The 14,828-nt window shown below is 65.5% G+C and carries 12 protein-coding genes and 1 pseudogene; 10 read left to right on the forward strand and 3 right to left on the reverse strand.

Annotated features, from left to right (window positions below; all coding sequences use genetic code 11):
• Positions 1-4 precede the first annotated feature (4 nt).
• The 3 genes and pseudogenes from cysT to purU all read right to left on the reverse strand — a co-directional run bounded on the left by cysT (position 5) and on the right by purU (position 2,864).
• Positions 5-937: a sulfate ABC transporter permease subunit CysT gene (gene cysT / locus ACXJKC_RS19895; protein ID WP_456698490.1), complete on the reverse strand. Its 933-nt coding sequence runs from the start codon at positions 935-937 to the stop codon at positions 5-7.
• Positions 900-1,826: pseudogene (locus ACXJKC_RS19900) on the reverse strand (sulfate ABC transporter substrate-binding protein); the annotation flags it as partial. The pseudogene ACXJKC_RS19900 and the gene cysT, both read right to left, overlap by 38 nt.
• A 186-nt stretch (positions 1,827-2,012) precedes the next feature.
• Complete coding sequence (purU, locus tag ACXJKC_RS19905; RefSeq protein ID WP_456698491.1) at positions 2,013-2,864, reverse strand: formyltetrahydrofolate deformylase; 852 nt, start codon at positions 2,862-2,864, stop codon at positions 2,013-2,015.
• Between the two features lie 245 nt (positions 2,865-3,109).
• Here purU and ACXJKC_RS19910 point away from each other — a divergent pair, with 245 nt between their 5' ends.
• From ACXJKC_RS19910 to ACXJKC_RS19955, 10 genes are all read left to right on the forward strand, one after another.
• Positions 3,110-4,501, forward strand: a complete 1,392-nt coding sequence (locus tag ACXJKC_RS19910; protein WP_456698492.1) for a dihydroorotase — start codon at positions 3,110-3,112, stop codon at positions 4,499-4,501.
• The gene (locus tag ACXJKC_RS19915) at positions 4,491-5,126 is read left to right on the forward strand and encodes a cysteine hydrolase family protein (RefSeq protein WP_456698493.1); all 636 of its coding nucleotides are present in this window, start codon (positions 4,491-4,493) and stop codon (positions 5,124-5,126) included. The genes ACXJKC_RS19910 and ACXJKC_RS19915 overlap by 11 nt, the downstream gene beginning before the upstream one ends.
• 1 nt (position 5,127) lies before the next feature.
• The gene (locus ACXJKC_RS19920; RefSeq protein WP_456698494.1) at positions 5,128-5,592 is read left to right on the forward strand and encodes a (2Fe-2S)-binding protein; all 465 of its coding nucleotides are present in this window, start codon (positions 5,128-5,130) and stop codon (positions 5,590-5,592) included.
• Complete coding sequence (locus ACXJKC_RS19925) at positions 5,589-8,951, forward strand: molybdopterin cofactor-binding domain-containing protein (protein ID WP_456698495.1); 3,363 nt, start codon at positions 5,589-5,591, stop codon at positions 8,949-8,951. Before ACXJKC_RS19920 ends, ACXJKC_RS19925 begins: the two co-directional genes overlap by 4 nt.
• Positions 8,944-9,480: a thiamine pyrophosphate-binding protein gene (locus ACXJKC_RS19930; protein WP_456698496.1), complete on the forward strand. Its 537-nt coding sequence runs from the start codon at positions 8,944-8,946 to the stop codon at positions 9,478-9,480. Before ACXJKC_RS19925 ends, ACXJKC_RS19930 begins: the two co-directional genes overlap by 8 nt.
• Positions 9,481-9,491: 11 nt before the next feature.
• Complete coding sequence (locus ACXJKC_RS19935; RefSeq protein ID WP_456698497.1) at positions 9,492-10,079, forward strand: thiamine pyrophosphate-dependent enzyme; 588 nt, start codon at positions 9,492-9,494, stop codon at positions 10,077-10,079.
• Positions 10,076-11,557, forward strand: a complete 1,482-nt coding sequence (locus ACXJKC_RS19940) for an amidohydrolase family protein (protein ID WP_456698498.1) — start codon at positions 10,076-10,078, stop codon at positions 11,555-11,557. The genes ACXJKC_RS19935 and ACXJKC_RS19940 overlap by 4 nt, the downstream gene beginning before the upstream one ends.
• A 15-nt stretch (positions 11,558-11,572) precedes the next feature.
• Complete coding sequence (locus ACXJKC_RS19945) at positions 11,573-12,856, forward strand: hypothetical protein (RefSeq protein ID WP_456698499.1); 1,284 nt, start codon at positions 11,573-11,575, stop codon at positions 12,854-12,856.
• Between the two features lie 134 nt (positions 12,857-12,990).
• Positions 12,991-14,346 carry an aromatic ring-hydroxylating oxygenase subunit alpha gene (locus ACXJKC_RS19950; protein ID WP_456698500.1) on the forward strand — a complete coding sequence of 452 codons (1,356 nt, stop codon included), beginning with the start codon at positions 12,991-12,993 and terminating at the stop codon, positions 14,344-14,346.
• Entirely contained in the window at positions 14,339-14,827 is a 489-nt protein-coding gene (locus ACXJKC_RS19955) for an aromatic-ring-hydroxylating dioxygenase subunit beta (protein WP_456698501.1), read from the forward strand. The genes ACXJKC_RS19950 and ACXJKC_RS19955 overlap by 8 nt, the downstream gene beginning before the upstream one ends.
• The last annotated feature ends 1 nt before the right edge of the window (position 14,828 follow it).

Raw genomic sequence — 14,828 nt, forward strand, 5'->3', positions numbered from 1 at the left:
ATGACTAGCCACGGCGTGCCACCCACTTCGACACGATCTGCAACAGCACGATCGCGGCGAGCGCGACGATCAGCAGAATCGTCGCGACCGATGCGGCCGCGGCCTCATTGCCGTTCTCGATATAGGTCAGGATGCGCACCGACGCGACCTCGGTCTTGAGCGGCAGATTGCCCGACAGGAGGACGAGCGAACCGTACTCGCTGATTCCGCGGGCGAATGAGAGCGCCGCGCCGGCGGTGATGGCAGGAGCCAGGCTCGGCAAGATGATGCGGCGCAGTGTCGTGAATCGGCTCGCGCCAAGCGATGCCGCTGCCTCTTCGACGTCGCGGTCGAGTTCCATCAGCACCGGCTGGACGGTTCGCACGACAAACGGGAGCGTCACGAACAGCAAGGCGAGGAACACCGATCGTTCGGTGTTGGCGACATTGACGCCGAGCGGACTGTCGGGTCCGTAGAGGCTCAGCAGGACCAGGCCGGCCACGATCGTCGGCAGGGCGAACGGGATGTCGATGACAACTTCGAGGATCCGCTTGCCCGGAAAAGTGTCGCGGACCAGTACCCAGGCGATCAGGGTCCCCATGACGATATTGATCGCGGTGACCAGCAAGGCCTGCGTCACGGTGAGACGCAGGGCTGCGGCAGTCTGCGGATTCGTCAGGGTCTCGCGGAACGTCGTCCAGCCGCCGTCGATCGACTGGATCACGACAAGCGACAGGGGGATCAGGACCAGGAGGCTGAACCACGTCAACGCGACCCCCAGGCCGAGACCTGAGGATCGCGTCAGCGAGGTCGTCGATCGGGGGCGACCCTGCCAACAGCTTGGTGATGATGCCGTTGTTCTCGTCGAAGAACTTCTTGTTGAGCGCATCCCAGCCGCCGAGGTCACCATCGATCGTGAACAGCTTCTCGGGTGTCGGGAACGGATTGGCCTCATCATTGGCACCCTTGACCGTGCCGACGTCGACGCCTTCGACACTCTCGAGCGGACGGAAGCCCTTCGCGACGTACTGCTCCTGGCCTTCCTTGGTGAGGACGAAGTCGAGGAACGCCTTGGCCTTCGGATCCGCCTTGGTCGTCACGGCGGCCGGGTTCTCGATCTTCAGGGTGTCGGCAGGCACGACGTAGTCGATCTTCTCGCCGTTCTGACGGGCCAGGATCGCCTCGTTCTCGTACGAGATCAGGACGTCTCCGGTGCCGCCTTGGAATGCGGTCGTGGCGTCTCGCCCGCTGCCGGGAAGTGCTTTGACGTTGGCGAAGACTTTGGTGAGGAAGTCCGATGCCGCCTTCTCATCGCCGCCGGCCGCGATGACGTGCTGCCAGGCCGCGAGGATGTTCCAGCGCGCGGCGCCCGAGGAACCGGGGTTGGGGGTCACGATGCCGACGCCGGGCTTGACCAGGTCGTCCCAGCCGGTGATGTTCTTCGGATTGCCCTTGCGGACGACCAGGACGACGACCGAGTCGGTCACGATGCCTTTGTTGGCGCCCGCGTTCCAGTCCTTCGCGACCAGGCCGGCATCGACCAGGCGGGTCACATCAGGCGTGATGGAGAAGTGGACGTAGTCGGCCTTCAGGCCGTTGGCGACCGCGCGGCTCTGGTCGCCCGACGCGCCGTACGATTCCTTCCACGTCGTGCCCTTGCCGTCGGCGGTCTTGGCGAACGCGACCTGGGCGGCGTTGTTTCCGGCCTTCGGGACGGCGAAGCCGACCAGGGAGAGCTGGGCGCCGTCCGAGTCGCCGCTGGCCCCGCCGCCGCATGCGGTCAACACAGCCGCACCCAATGAGAGTACGAGCGCAGTGGTCACGCGGTTGCGAGTGAAGATCTTCATGTCCAGCCTCTGGGTCCGAGCACGCCACCGTGCGTGCGCCGTGACTCAAACTAGGCGGATTTTCGTGGCCGGATTTCATATCTCAGTATGTAAGACATTCCGCCGCATGCTGAGAACGCGTGTCACGGGGGCCACGGGGGAATCGGGTTTTGGCCCGTGAATCGCGGACAGAACCCGATTCCTGCGTCAGTCGAAGACGACAGTGCGGGGGCCGTTCATCAGCACCCGGGATTCCGCGTGCAGCTGGACCGCGCGCGAAAGGGTCTGGGCCTCGACGTCGCGGCCGACACGGGCGAGATCGGCCGATGTCATCCGGTGGTCGACGCGCAGGACGCCTTGGTCGATGATCGGCCCTTCGTCGAGCTCGGCCGTCACATAGTGAGCCGTCGCACCGATCAGTTTGACGCCGCGGTCGTGCGCCTGGTGGTAGGGCCGGGCGCCCTTGAAACTCGGCAGGAAGCTGTGGTGGATATTGATCGCGCGTCCCTGTAGTGAGCGGCACAGATCGTCCGACAGGATCTGCATGTAGCGCGCGAGTACGACGAGGTCGACGTTCAGTTCCTCCACCAAAGCGATCAGCGCGGTCTCGGTGTCGGCCTTCGTCGCGGGAGTCACGGGCATGTGTATGAACGGGATGTCGTACGAGCTGGCGAGTTTCTCCAGGTCTCGGTGATTCGAGACGATCGCCGGGATCTCGACGTGCAATGACCCGCTGCTCTGTCGGTACAAGAGGTCATTGAGGCAGTGGCCTTCTTTCGAGACCATGACGAGTGTGCGCATCGGCCGTTCGGCCGGGACCAGGCGATATGCCATGGCGTATTCGGCACCTACGGCTGCGAACTGTGTGGACAGGGTCTCGGCATCGCGCGCGTCGGGGAAGTCGAAGTGGATCCGTAGGAAGAATTCGCTGTCGGAGGTGTCGGTGAACTGCTGGCTGTCCAAGATGTTGCCGCCGGACTCGGCGACCCATCGGGTGACCGCGAAGATCAGGCCGGGCTGGTCCGGGCAGGAGAGCGTGAGGATAAACGTCGAAGGCACGCGCTCAGCCTAGGTGATGCCAGTTGCACCCTGACCGGCATCGCTCTGAACGATAATGCGAGATGCCATCCCGCATGCTTGACATGGGTCGGGGTGGCCGAATAGAGTCATTCTTGATGTTAGAGGGGTCACACCGGCTCCACGCCTCGCTGACCGAAATGTCGGCTCACCAGCCGGGTAAGCGATGACATCGCGGCGATATCCGTGCCCGTGGCGTGCCGCTGCCGAACAACCCAGGAGAACACATGCGCGTAGACACTCTGGTTACGGGCGGACGGCTCGTCAGTCCCCACGGCGTCGTGGAGACAGACCTCGCGATCAAGGACGGTCGGATCGTCGCGGTCGGCGATGCATCGATCCTGCCTGAAGCCGACGAGGTCATCGACGCCGGCGGCAAGTACGTCTTGCCGGGCATCGTCGATCCCCATGTCCACCTCGGCGGCGGTCGGCCGCTGGAAGAGATCTTCGCCTCGGAGACCGCGTCTGCGGCAGTCGGCGGCGTCACGACGGTCCTGCAGTACCGTCGCTCGCCCTCGACCTTCCTCGACACGTTCCCGGCGGAGCGCGAGCTGGCTCGCACCAAAATGCTGGTCGACACGCAGTTCCACTTCATCATCTCCACGATGGAGCAGGTCGAGGAGATCCCGCGTTACGCCGAGGAGTTCGGCGTCACGAGCTTCAAGTTCTACATGGGCGGCTACGAGCCCGGAAACCCGATCGGCCTGGTCTCGGTCAATGACGCCGTGCTGTACGCCGCGATGGAGAAGATCCGTGAACTCGGGCCCTATGCATGGTGCATGGTGCACTGCGAGGACGACTCGCTGGTGTGCCACCTGACCGCGAAGGTCAAGGCCAAGGGCGGCAACGATCTGGCCGCCTACACCGAATCGCGTCCCGACTTCGTCGAAGAGCAGGACCTGCTGCGCGCGATCTGGCTCGCCGATCTGCAGAAGTGCCCGCTGTACGTCCCGCACACGACAGTCGGCATGGCGGTCGACTCCGCGGCCGACTCGCGCAAGAAGGGCAACACCGTCGTCCTGGAGACCTGCCCCCACTACCTCGTGCTGAGCGCCGACGACGAGCGCCTGACCGGCAGCGGCGTCGGCAAGGTCGCCCCGGCACTGCGCAATGAGGACCACAAGGCAGAACTCTGGCGCGGACTGCGGGAGGGCTGGATCTCCACGATCGGTTCCGACCACGTCCCGATCCCCAAGAAGGGCGGCGACTTCTGGGATGAGGCACCGGGCTTCGCGGGCCTGGCCACGATGCTGCCGGTGGTCCTGACCGAAGGCGTGCACGAAGGCCGGATCACGATCGAGAAGGTCGCCGAGACGATGTCGTTCAACCCGGCGCGGCTGTTCGGGCTCTACCCGACCAAGGGCGCGCTGCAGGTCGGCTGCGATGCCGACCTCGTGATCGTCGACATGGACAACGAGAAAGTCGTCGGTCCGGAGACGACGCAGAGCGAGTTCCCCAGCGCATTCGAGGGCCTGTCGCTGCGCGGCTGGCCCGTCCTGACGATGAGTCGCGGACAGGTCGTGTTCAAGGACGGCGTCGTCACCGGAACCCCTGGCAGCGGCCAGATCGTCACCAAGGCAGAGAACACTGAGAAGAAGAGGAACTGGCATGCCGCTTGACATCAAGCTCGATCGTTCGGACGTCGGAATTCTGGTCGTCGACATGCAGAACGGCTTCTGCCACCCGGAGGGCTCGCGCGGCAAGGCCTTCGGGGCCGACGCCGTGCGGCAGCCGCAGGAGATCATCCCGAACGTCGTGGAGCTGATCGAGATGGGCCACGAGCTGGGTATTCCGGTCTGGTTCACCCAGCAGGTCCACTACGACGATGACGTCACGCGCGGCAAGCGCCGTATCCCGTCGCACCTGCAGCGTCGCGGGGTCGACCTCAAGCTGTGCCGTCGTGGCACCTGGGACGCTGATCTGCTCGACGAGATGAAGGCTGTCCAGACTCCTGAGGACGAAGTTGTCGTCAAGCACCGTTCGAGCGCGTTCTACCAGACGACGCTGGAATGCGAACTGCGCATGAAGGCCGTCCAGGTTCTGGTCGTCGCCGGAACGACGACGAGCTTCTGCGTCGACTCCACGATCCGCGATGCGTATGCCCGTGATCTGGACGTCGTGGTCGCCGCCGAGTGTGTCGCCGACTCCGACGACGATGCGCAAGCATCGACGCTGGCCTCGATCGACCGTTTCCACGGCGTCGTGACCTCATTGCCCGAGCTCCGTAGCTCCCTGGGCGCGTGATGTGACCAGGCGACGTCTGTCGGTCGACGGCCATTCGGTCGACGTCGATGCAGCGCTCGACGAGACTCTCTTGTCGGTGCTGCGCGCCGCGGGCCGCACCGCGCCGAAGCTGGCGTGCGGCCGCGGCGAGTGCGGCGCCTGCACGGTGCAGATAGACGGTCGTCCGGTCATGTCCTGCGCGATTCTGGCCGCGACCGTGACCGGTGAGATCGTGACGGCCGAGGGCGTCGCCGAGACGTCCCCCGACCTGGGTGAGGCCTTCGCCGACAACGTCGCGTTCCAGTGCGGCTTCTGCACACCGGGCCAGATCGTGCGGGCCGATGCCTTGTTGCGTGACAATCCTTGCCCGTCGCGAGCCGACGTCGCGCAGGGGATGATCGGGAATGTGTGCCGTTGCACCGGATATGTCCAGATCGTCGACGCCGTGTGCGCGGTCGCGCGCCAGCGAGAGGTGGCCGGATCATGAAGGTCGTCGGTCAGCAGGTACGTCCTGTCGACTGGGTCGGCAAGACTGCGGGCACCGCGCCGTACGCGAGTGACGCCGCACCTGCCGAAACGCTGGTTTCGAAGGTGCTGCGTTCGCCCTATCCACACGCGAAGATCACCCGACTGGACGTTTCGCGCGCTCGCGCGCTGCCGGGCGTCCATGCCGTCATCACGGCCGCCGACTTCGGCGACGTGATCTACGAGCACAGCGGAGAGACCTACTCCGATCGCCCGCCCATGGCATCCGACAAGGTGCTGTTCGTGGGACAGGAGATCGCCGCCGTGGCGGCAGACTCCGCCGAGATCGCCGCTGAGGCGATACGACTCATCGATGTCCGCTACCGCAGACTTCCGGCTTTGCTCTCGGTCAAGAAGGCCCTGGGCAAACGCGCCCGTCCGCTCCACGAGCGCGAGAGCGGCACCAACGTGGCTCTCGGCGTCGAGGGGGTGTGGGGTGATCTGGCCACGGCCGAGCGCAACGCCGTGACCAGTGCGAGCGGGACGTTTGTGTATCCGCGTGTCGCGCATGCCTGCATGGAGCCCAACAGCACCGTCGCGTGGTGGCACGACAACCGTCTGGAGCTGTGGACGTCGAGCCAGGCGCCGCACTTCGTCGTGCACGAGCTCGCCCGCGTGCTGCATTTGGAGCTGGATCAGGTTGTGTGTCGAGATGTCTCGGTCGGCGGAGGATTCGGTTCCAAGTCCAAGATCTCCGAGCATGAGGCGCTGGCCGCGATGCTGTCGATGCGCTCTGGTCAACCGGTCAGTGTCGTGTACTCCCGCGAGGAGGAAATGGCGGTCACGAAACCGCGTCACGAGTTCACGACTCAATTCGAGGCGCACGTCGATGCCGACGGTCGGATGTGCCTGTTCGAGGCCCACATCGACGTCGACAACGGCGCCTACAACCACTACGGTCCCTCGGTCATGCGCGCGGGCATCAAACAGCTCGGCTCGATGTACCGTCCCGACGCTGTTGTGTGGGCCGGGCAGCTGGTCGACACCCATCTACCGCCCGGTGGACAGTTCCGCGGCTACGGGACGCCGCAGACCGCGTTGGCACTCGAGAGTGTTGTCGATCAACTGGCCGAAGCCACCGGTACGGACCCGATCGACTTCCGGATCGCGAATGCCAGCAAGCCGAACACCGTTGCGCTTGCCGGCGCCAAGATCGGCTCGAACCGGCTGGTCGAATGCCTGCAGAGCGTGCGGGAGCTGATCGGCTGGGACGTCAAGAAGGCCGACCGCACGTACGGCCGCGGGGTCGGAGTCGCGGCCGGAATGCACTCCAGCGGGTCCTACGCCTATCCCGGCGGCAACGTCAGCGCGGCTGGTATCGAGGTCACGAAGGACGGCGATGTCATCGTGCGGTTCGGCGGCGCCGATGCCGGCACGGGGCAGCGTACGGTCTTGGCCCAGATGGCCGCCGAGATACTGGCGGTTCCGATCGACCGGGTCACGGTCATCATGACCGACTGGGACGAGACCCCGCCGGACATGGGTGCCTGGTCGTCGCGAGGCACCCATATGGGCGGTCACGCGACCCGGCAGGCGGCCGAAGCGATGGCCGACAAGCTGCGGGAGACCGCGGCCGACAAGCTGGGCACGGCGGACCTGGAACTGCGTGACGGCGAGTTCGTCTCCGCCGAGGACTCTTTGGGCATCGGCGAGGCTGCCTCGCTGACCGAAGGGTCGATCGACGGCGGTCTGCGGATCGACATGGAGTATCTCGAGAAGCGGATGGAGCCGTACTGGACCGGTATCGCGAGTCCCAATATCTCGGCGAGCTACACGTTCGCGGCGCACGCGGTAGAGGTCGAGGTCGACACCGAGACCGGCGAACTGAGAATCCTCGACTACGTCGCGGCGCACGATATCGGTCGCGCGATCAATCCCGGTATGGCCAAAGGACAGATCATCGGCGGAGCCGTCCAGGGTCTCGGCGCGGTGCTGGGCGAGGAGCTGGTCTACGAAGGCGGCCGGGTCGCCAATGATGCCTACGTCCACTACGCGGTTCCTCGTGCGACGTCGGTTCCCCACATCCGTGCCGAGCTGATCGAGGGACCGGAAGAGGCCGGACCCTTCGATGCCAAGAGCGTCGGAGAGATGTCGATCGTGCCTCCGGGGCCCGCGGTCCTCAATGCGGTCTACGACGCGATCGGCATCCGGTTCCACTCCCTGCCGCTGACGCCGGACGTCATCTTGAACGCCCTGCGCGAGCAAAGCGGTAAACGGCGCAGGTTCGGTCTGTGGCGTCGCCCCGGACGTTGGCAGATCGCTGCCTTCCGACGGCTCTACCCCTTGGGTATGCACTGGATCTTGGAACATGTCGGTAGTCGGTGGGCCCGGAGTCTGACCCCGCGACCGATCGAGTCGATCGCGGCGCCCGGCTCGGTCGACGAGGCGGTCTCCGCGCTGTCCGCGGCCAAGGTCGGCGACGTCGCGCTGCACGGCGGCGGCACCGACATCATCGTCCAGCGCAATCAGACCCTCATGAATCCGACGACGCTGGTGTTGACCAAACTGATCGCCGGTATGGGTGACATCACGGTGCTGGACGACGGCACGACCCGCATCGGCGCGGCCGTCACGCTGCGCGAGGTCGCCCAGTGGGCAACACCTGAGTTCGCGGCATTGACCCGGCTGATCGAGACCATCGCGTCGGCGCAGGTGCGCGAGGTCGCGACGGTCGGCGGCAATCTCGGCCAGGCCAAACGCTGCTGGTTCTACCGCAGCGGCTTCGACTGTTACAAGCGGGCCGGCGCATCCAGTCCGTGCTTCGCGGTGACGGGGGACAATCGATTCCACCACGCCGCGATCGACGCGCACCGCTGTCAGGCCGTGACCCCGTCGGACCTCGCCACGGCTTTCACGGCATTGGGCGCCGAGGTGGTTGTCGCCGGTCCCAAGGGCAACCGTCAGCTGCCGATCTCATCTCTCTACTCCGGTCCGGGTGAGCTCCACCTGGATCCTGCCGAGATGATCGAGGCGATCCTCGTGCCGGCGTCCGCCACGACCAGACGGTTGGCGATCGAGAAGATCCAGATGTCGGGCGGTGACTTCGCGCTGGTGTCGCTGGCCGCCTCCGCCGATGTCGACGAGCACGGTGTGTGGCGTCGACCGCGATTCGTGTTCGGTGCGATCGCCCCCACTCCGTGGACCCCGGAGGCGCTGGAAGCCGATATCGATGGCACCACACCGACGGTCGAGCAGCTCAGCGCCGGTCTGGAGCGCGAATTCAGCAAGCACGCACACCCATTGGCAGGCAATGAATGGAAGCTCGATGCGGCGGTCGGCCTGATGGTGCGCATCGCAAGGGAATGGACACAGCATGACTGATGTATCCGCCGCCGAACAGGCGCGGCAGGACAGAGGGGCGGCGATCCTCGGCCGTCTGCGGGCCGGGGGAGTGACGATCGCGGCCTCGCTGCCCGACAGCTGGCTGACCCCGACGATCGACGCGGTGTCGGCCGAGCCGACCATCGTGCACACGCGGGTGACCCGAGAGGACGATGCCGTGGCGATAGCTGCCGGCGCTGCGCTGATGGGTGCGCGCTCGGCGGTCCTGTGCCAGAACGCCGGAGCCCTGTTGGCGACCAATATGCTCGCGGCTCTGGCCCATCATCATCAGCTTCCCTTCGTGATCCTCGCGGCCGACCGTGGTGGACCCGAGGACGGCTTCTACTACCAGTCGTACAAGGGGGCCGTGACCGCCGATGTCATGGCGGCACTGCGACTGCCGATGCATCGGGTCAGCGGGCCGCAGGACGACTGGTTGATCGAGCGGTCGTGCGAGCAGGCCATGATGCACCGGCGGCCCGTCGTGCTGCTGTGCTCGAAGGCTGCGTTGACGGGAGCTGTGGCATGAGGCGGCAACAGGTGGCTGAAGCTCTGAAGGCAGAGCTCGATCAGCAGGTCGTGATCGCAAGTCTCGGCAGCGCAGGTCGTGCCTGGCGTGAGTTCGGCGGCGACAATGCGACGTTCTACTCCTCCGATCCGATGGGCGCTGCTCCGGGCATCGCGCTCGGCGCGGCCCTGGCCCGACCGGATCTCGAATTCGTCCTGTTGGAGGGCGATGGCGATCTGACCATGAATCTGGGTTCACTGCTCGCGATCGCCGGTTCCGTCGCCACGAACCTGAAGATGGTCGTGTTCGCGAACCACCGCTACGAGACCGGTGGCGGTCAGCCCCTGGCCAATGCCGAACGGCTCGATCTCGCGGGCATCGCAGCTGCCGCAGGGTGGGGCTGGACCAGGACGCTCGACTTCGACACGAGCGATGAGGATCTTCGCGGCTGCATCCGGGAGATGTGCGAAGTCACCGGTCCCGCGGTCATCGTGGCCCGCGTCGTCACCGAAGCATCGCCGTACGGCGGTCCGGGTGACTACTCCGGCGCCGAGGCCCAGTTCGTGTTCCGTGAGCAGATCAGACAGCTCGACCAGAAGAAGAGGGAAGACAACGCATGAGCACATTGATCCTGCGCAACGCCAGGCTGCTCGATCTGGAGCGCGACGGTTCGATCGGCGACATCGTCGCGGTCGACGGACGAATCGTGGCGATCGGCAGCGGGGTTGCAGCCCAGCACGAGGTCGCGGCTGGTCAAGAAGTCGTCGACGTCGATGTGGCCGGTGACGTCGTGATGCCCGGCATGATCAACGCCCACACGCACTCCAACCAGAGCATCGAGAAGGGGCTGTGCGACGCACTGCCGCTCGATGCGTGGATGGTGCTGGCGAGTTACGGCGGCGCGGGAGCCCGCCTGTCGCCGCGTGATCTCTATGTCTCGGCGATGGCCGGCGGCATCGAGATGATCCGCAGCGGATCGTCGGCGGTCCTGGACTGTGCACGTGCCGACATCGAGTGGGTCGATGACGGTATGGACGCCATCATGCAGGCGTATGTCGACCTGGGCATGCGTGCATCCGTGGCGATCCAGTTCTCCGACCTCGACTTCTTCTCCTCGATCCCGATCGATCTGATCCCTGATGGCAAGTCATTGCGCAAGCCGCCGATGGCTCCGCCGGATGTCGTGCTGGCCGGTGCCGGACGCTTCCTCGAGCGCTGGGACACGACGTCGTCGCGGGTGCGTCCGATCCTGGGCCCGTCGTCGCTGCCGCGGTGCTCGACCGATCTGTTCGCGGCAAGCGTCGATCTGGCCAAGGGCCGCGGAGCCCGCATGCAGACGCATCTGCTGTCGGCCAAGTCGCAGGTGGACATCGCTGCGGAACGCTTCGGCGGTTCGACCGTCGAGTTCCTCGGCAAGATGGGTGCGCTGGAGGACTGGGCGTCTTACGCTCACTCGATCTGGCTCAACCAGCGCGAGATCGAGATGTTCGCCGAGACCGACGCCGTCGCTATCCACAATCCGGCGAGCAATCTCAAGCTCGGTGCGGGCGTCGCGCCGATCCCGGCGATGCTGCGCGCAGGCGCCAACGTCGCACTCGGTTCTGACGGCGCGAGCAGCAGCGACACCCAGAACATGTTCGAGACCCTCAAGCTGTCGACGACGCTGCACCGAGTTCAGGGTCCGCCGGCGACCTGGCCGACGGCCATGGATGGTCTCGGGATGCTCTGGACCGGGGGTGCAGCCGCGGTGGGTGCCGACATCGGACGCCTCGAAGTCGGCGCTCTCGCCGACCTGACATTGCTCGACATCGATCGGCTGTGGCCGGCGCCGGCCGAGCAGATGCGCTATCAGCTCGCGTACTCCGAGCTCGGCGCGGCGGTCAAGAGCGTCTACGTCGACGGTGCACCGGTCATGGTCGACCGGGCGATCACGACGATCGATGAGAGCGCGATCCTCGCGGAGGCTCGCGAGATCGCCGAGCGGGTATGGACGACGCTGCCGGCCCGCCTCGCCAAATTCGAGGAGCTGCGCCCGATGCTGGAACAGATCGAGGCGGCATCCGGCCAGGGCTTCGGCGCCGGTTGCCAGTGCGGCTGATGGGGGTCGCGATCCGTGGCTGAGACCTGGGAGGATTCGGCCGCCGCCCTGGTGCGCGCCGATGACATCCGCTCCGCTCTGGAAGTCTTGACGGCCTTCCCGAGCCCCCGTGGCGGCGAGCATTCGCTTGCCATGGGGCTGGCCGAATGGGCCCGTGTCAGGTGGCCAGAACTCGACTGGCAGGTCGAGAATGTGGGCAGCCACGGCGCAAGCCTCGTTTCTCGGGCATCTCGCGATGCAGAGGACGCGACGCTGATCTACTCCCACCTCGACACCTCGTTGACCGGCGACGTGGAATGGGACCAGGCCTTGACCGGACGGGCCGACCACCCGGTCGGGCTGAAGTGGGACGAACCGGGCGATATGGCTCGCGGGTTCGGGCTCGGCGTGGCCAAAGGCCCGGCCGCCGCCGCCCTGGTGGGCTATGCGGCGGCCGCGGTCCGCGATGCCGGACGTTCACGCGCTTCAGGGTTGACCCTGCTGTTGGCGGGCTCGGGCACACACCGTTCGCCGTTCGAGGATTCGCCGACAGGATTGCAGCTCTATCTCACGGGGGTGCAACGCTATCTCGGCGCCGGACATCGGCCGCGCAACGTCGTGGTGGCCAAATGCGGTCCGCCGGGGCTGTTGCATCATGAACCGGGAGCACTGTTCGTCAGGATTACGATCCGCGCCGACATGCTGCCTGCGATGGGTGCTTCGACGGCGGTGCCGGTCGGGGGACTCCCGCTGAATCTGGGACCCTTGCTGGCGGGGCTGGGCGCCTGGCGTGATGCGCATCTTTCGAGTCGCCGCCCGCACGGCCAAATTGCCCCGGAAGTCGGCGTCGGCTCCATCGTGGCCGGAAGGCCGGGCAAGCCGGATCTGTTGCCGGCCGCTGTCGAGGTCCACGCCTATGTCGTGATGATCGACGGCGATGTGCCCGAACGCATCGGCGCGGACCTGCGTGAGCAGCTGACGGCGTCCCTGAACGGCACGAATCTCGAGGACTGCCCTTTGGAGGTCGCAGTCGTCCAAGAGCATCCGGCCGCCGCGACGCCCGAGTCGGCCCCGATCGTGCAGCGCGCGAGAGCTGCCTGGCTGACTGAGCGGGGTGCGGCACCGATGCCGATATCGGGCTGGAAGGGATCGACCGACGGCGTGGTCTTCCGTTCAGCGGGCTGCAGCACGGTGCGCCTGGGGCCGAGTCCGACGTCGGCGATTGAGGATCGACGCCTGGATCAGATACCGATCTCAGATTTGCTCGATTTTGCTCGCATTTACGCACGTCTCGGCGCAAGCGTCAGTCAATCGAGCTGATTTTGCATCTCTATTTGAGATGCCATCTCATAATGATTGACAGCGTCTTGCTCTCACCATATCGTTGAAACACGCGAACCGGGTGGATTCCGGGCCGCTAGACCACCGGAGTATTTGAGTTCCAAGGAAGTGCCATGACCCAAAATGCTTACCAGTCACATACCGTGGCCGGCGAGGCAAGATCGACCTTCTTGCTTGACGATCCCAGCTCCCTGAGCTTCAAGGTCAACCGTGAGGCCTACCGGTCGAATGCGGTGTTCAACAGCGAGCGCAACGAGATCTGGAACTCCACCTGGCTGTACCTCGGTCACGAGACCGAGCTTCCCAAGCCGGGCGACTTCAAGATCCGCACACTGGGTGGACGTCCGCTGATCTTCGTCCGCGACTCCGATGGTGTGATCCGCGCGTTCTACAACGCATGCCCGCACCGCGGCACGATCCTGTGCCGCGAGGCCGAGGGTAATAAGAAGCACTTCCAGTGCTTCTACCACGCCTGGGCCTTCTCCAACTCCGGCGATCTTGCCGCGCTGCCCGGTCCCGAGGCGTATGCCGCCGACGAGCAGTTCAAGGCAGACCATGGACTGCGCGCCGTCCAGCGCCTCGACATCCACGAAGGCTTCGTATTCGTCGCGTTCACGACCGAGGTGCCGCCGCTCCTGGAACACCTCGGCGAGGCTGCGAACTACATCAGCATGACGGCGCAGATCGGCGCCGACGGCATGGAAGCTTTGCCTGGCGTCCAGCTCTACAGCGTCAAGGGCAATTGGAAGCTCACGGTCGAGAACGCGATGGACGGCTATCACTTCGCTCCGACGCACAACACCTTCGTGGGCTATCTGCGTGAGACCGGATTCCAGGTCAACGACGACGATCAGTACGCGTACACGCTCGACAACGGCCACGCATTGGCGGTGCTGACCGGACACAACGGCCGTATCGGCATGATCTGGGAGCCCCGTTTCGGCGAGGAGGAGAAGACCCGCACCGAGGCCAAGCGGGTCGAGATGGCCGAACGTCTGGGCCAGGAGCGCGCCGACGAAGTCGCCGACGCGAGCCGCATCCTGTTCGTCTACCCCAACCTGTTGCTGTTCGATCTCGAAGCTCTCACGATCCGTCAGATCGAGCCGGTCGCACCTGGGCAGACCGACGTACGTGCGTGGCAGCTGGTCGAGACCGGCGAGCCGGCCAACGTCCGCGAGCTGCGGCTGCGCACCATGGCGAGCTTTGTCGGACCCGGTGGCTTGGCCACCCCCGACGACATCGAGGCCTACGAAGCCGTGCAGCGCGGTATCGAAGCCACGGCGGGCTTCACCGAGACGCTGAACGACTGGAGCGATATGTCGCGCGGTATGGCCAATGAGGTCGCCGGGCGCAAGGGGCGCTCGATCGACGAGGGCGCGATGCGCGGATTCTGGCGCTACTGGGCGGACAGTCTGGACGGTCAGACCGAGATTGCGCAGGCCAAGAAGGAAGGGGCCTACCGTGGCTAGCTCGATCGTGACCCGTTCCGAGGTCGAAGACTTCATGTACCGCGATGCGCAGCTGCTCGACGAGTGGAAGCTCGACGACTGGCTCGCCACATTCCAAGAAGGCGCCAAGTTCGAGGTGCCGACGACCGACTGGCAGGGCTGGGACACCGGCTCGGCCGGCTACTTCGTCGCCGATGACTGGGACCTGATCAAGGCCCGTGTGCAGCGGCTCAAGAGCCGCAAGGCGCACGCGGAGAACCCGCACTCGCGCACCAATCGGGTCGTGGCCAATGTCCAGGTCTTCGACCGCGAAGACGGCACACTGCAGGTCAAAGCGAACTTCCACATCTCGCGATACCGCGATGGCGGATCGTTCACCTATGTCGGTCGCTATGACCATGTGCTCGCGATCGAAGGCGGGGAGATGAAGTTCCAGCTCCGCCGCTCGATCCTGACCAATGAGTCGATGCCGGCCGGCGCCCGACTCAGCTTCATCCTGTAGA

This window comes from Aeromicrobium sp. P5_D10 (genome assembly GCF_054049535.1).

Bases quoted from the DNA above. Each gene is read 5' to 3' on its own strand.
- cysT (WP_456698490.1), bottom strand. From the start codon at position 937: ATGATGAGGCCAATCCGTTCCCGACACCCGAGAAGCTGTTCACGATCG.
- ACXJKC_RS19910 (WP_456698492.1), top strand. From the start codon at position 3,110: ATGCGCGTAGACACTCTGGTTACGGGCGGACGGCTCGTCAGTCCCCAC.
- ACXJKC_RS19915 (WP_456698493.1), top strand. From the start codon at position 4,491: ATGCCGCTTGACATCAAGCTCGATCGTTCGGACGTCGGAATTCTGGTC.
- ACXJKC_RS19925 (WP_456698495.1), top strand. From the start codon at position 5,589: ATGAAGGTCGTCGGTCAGCAGGTACGTCCTGTCGACTGGGTCGGCAAG.
- ACXJKC_RS19930 (WP_456698496.1), top strand. From the start codon at position 8,944: ATGACTGATGTATCCGCCGCCGAACAGGCGCGGCAGGACAGAGGGGCG.
- ACXJKC_RS19940 (WP_456698498.1), top strand. From the start codon at position 10,076: ATGAGCACATTGATCCTGCGCAACGCCAGGCTGCTCGATCTGGAGCGC.
- ACXJKC_RS19950 (WP_456698500.1), top strand. From the start codon at position 12,991: ATGACCCAAAATGCTTACCAGTCACATACCGTGGCCGGCGAGGCAAGA.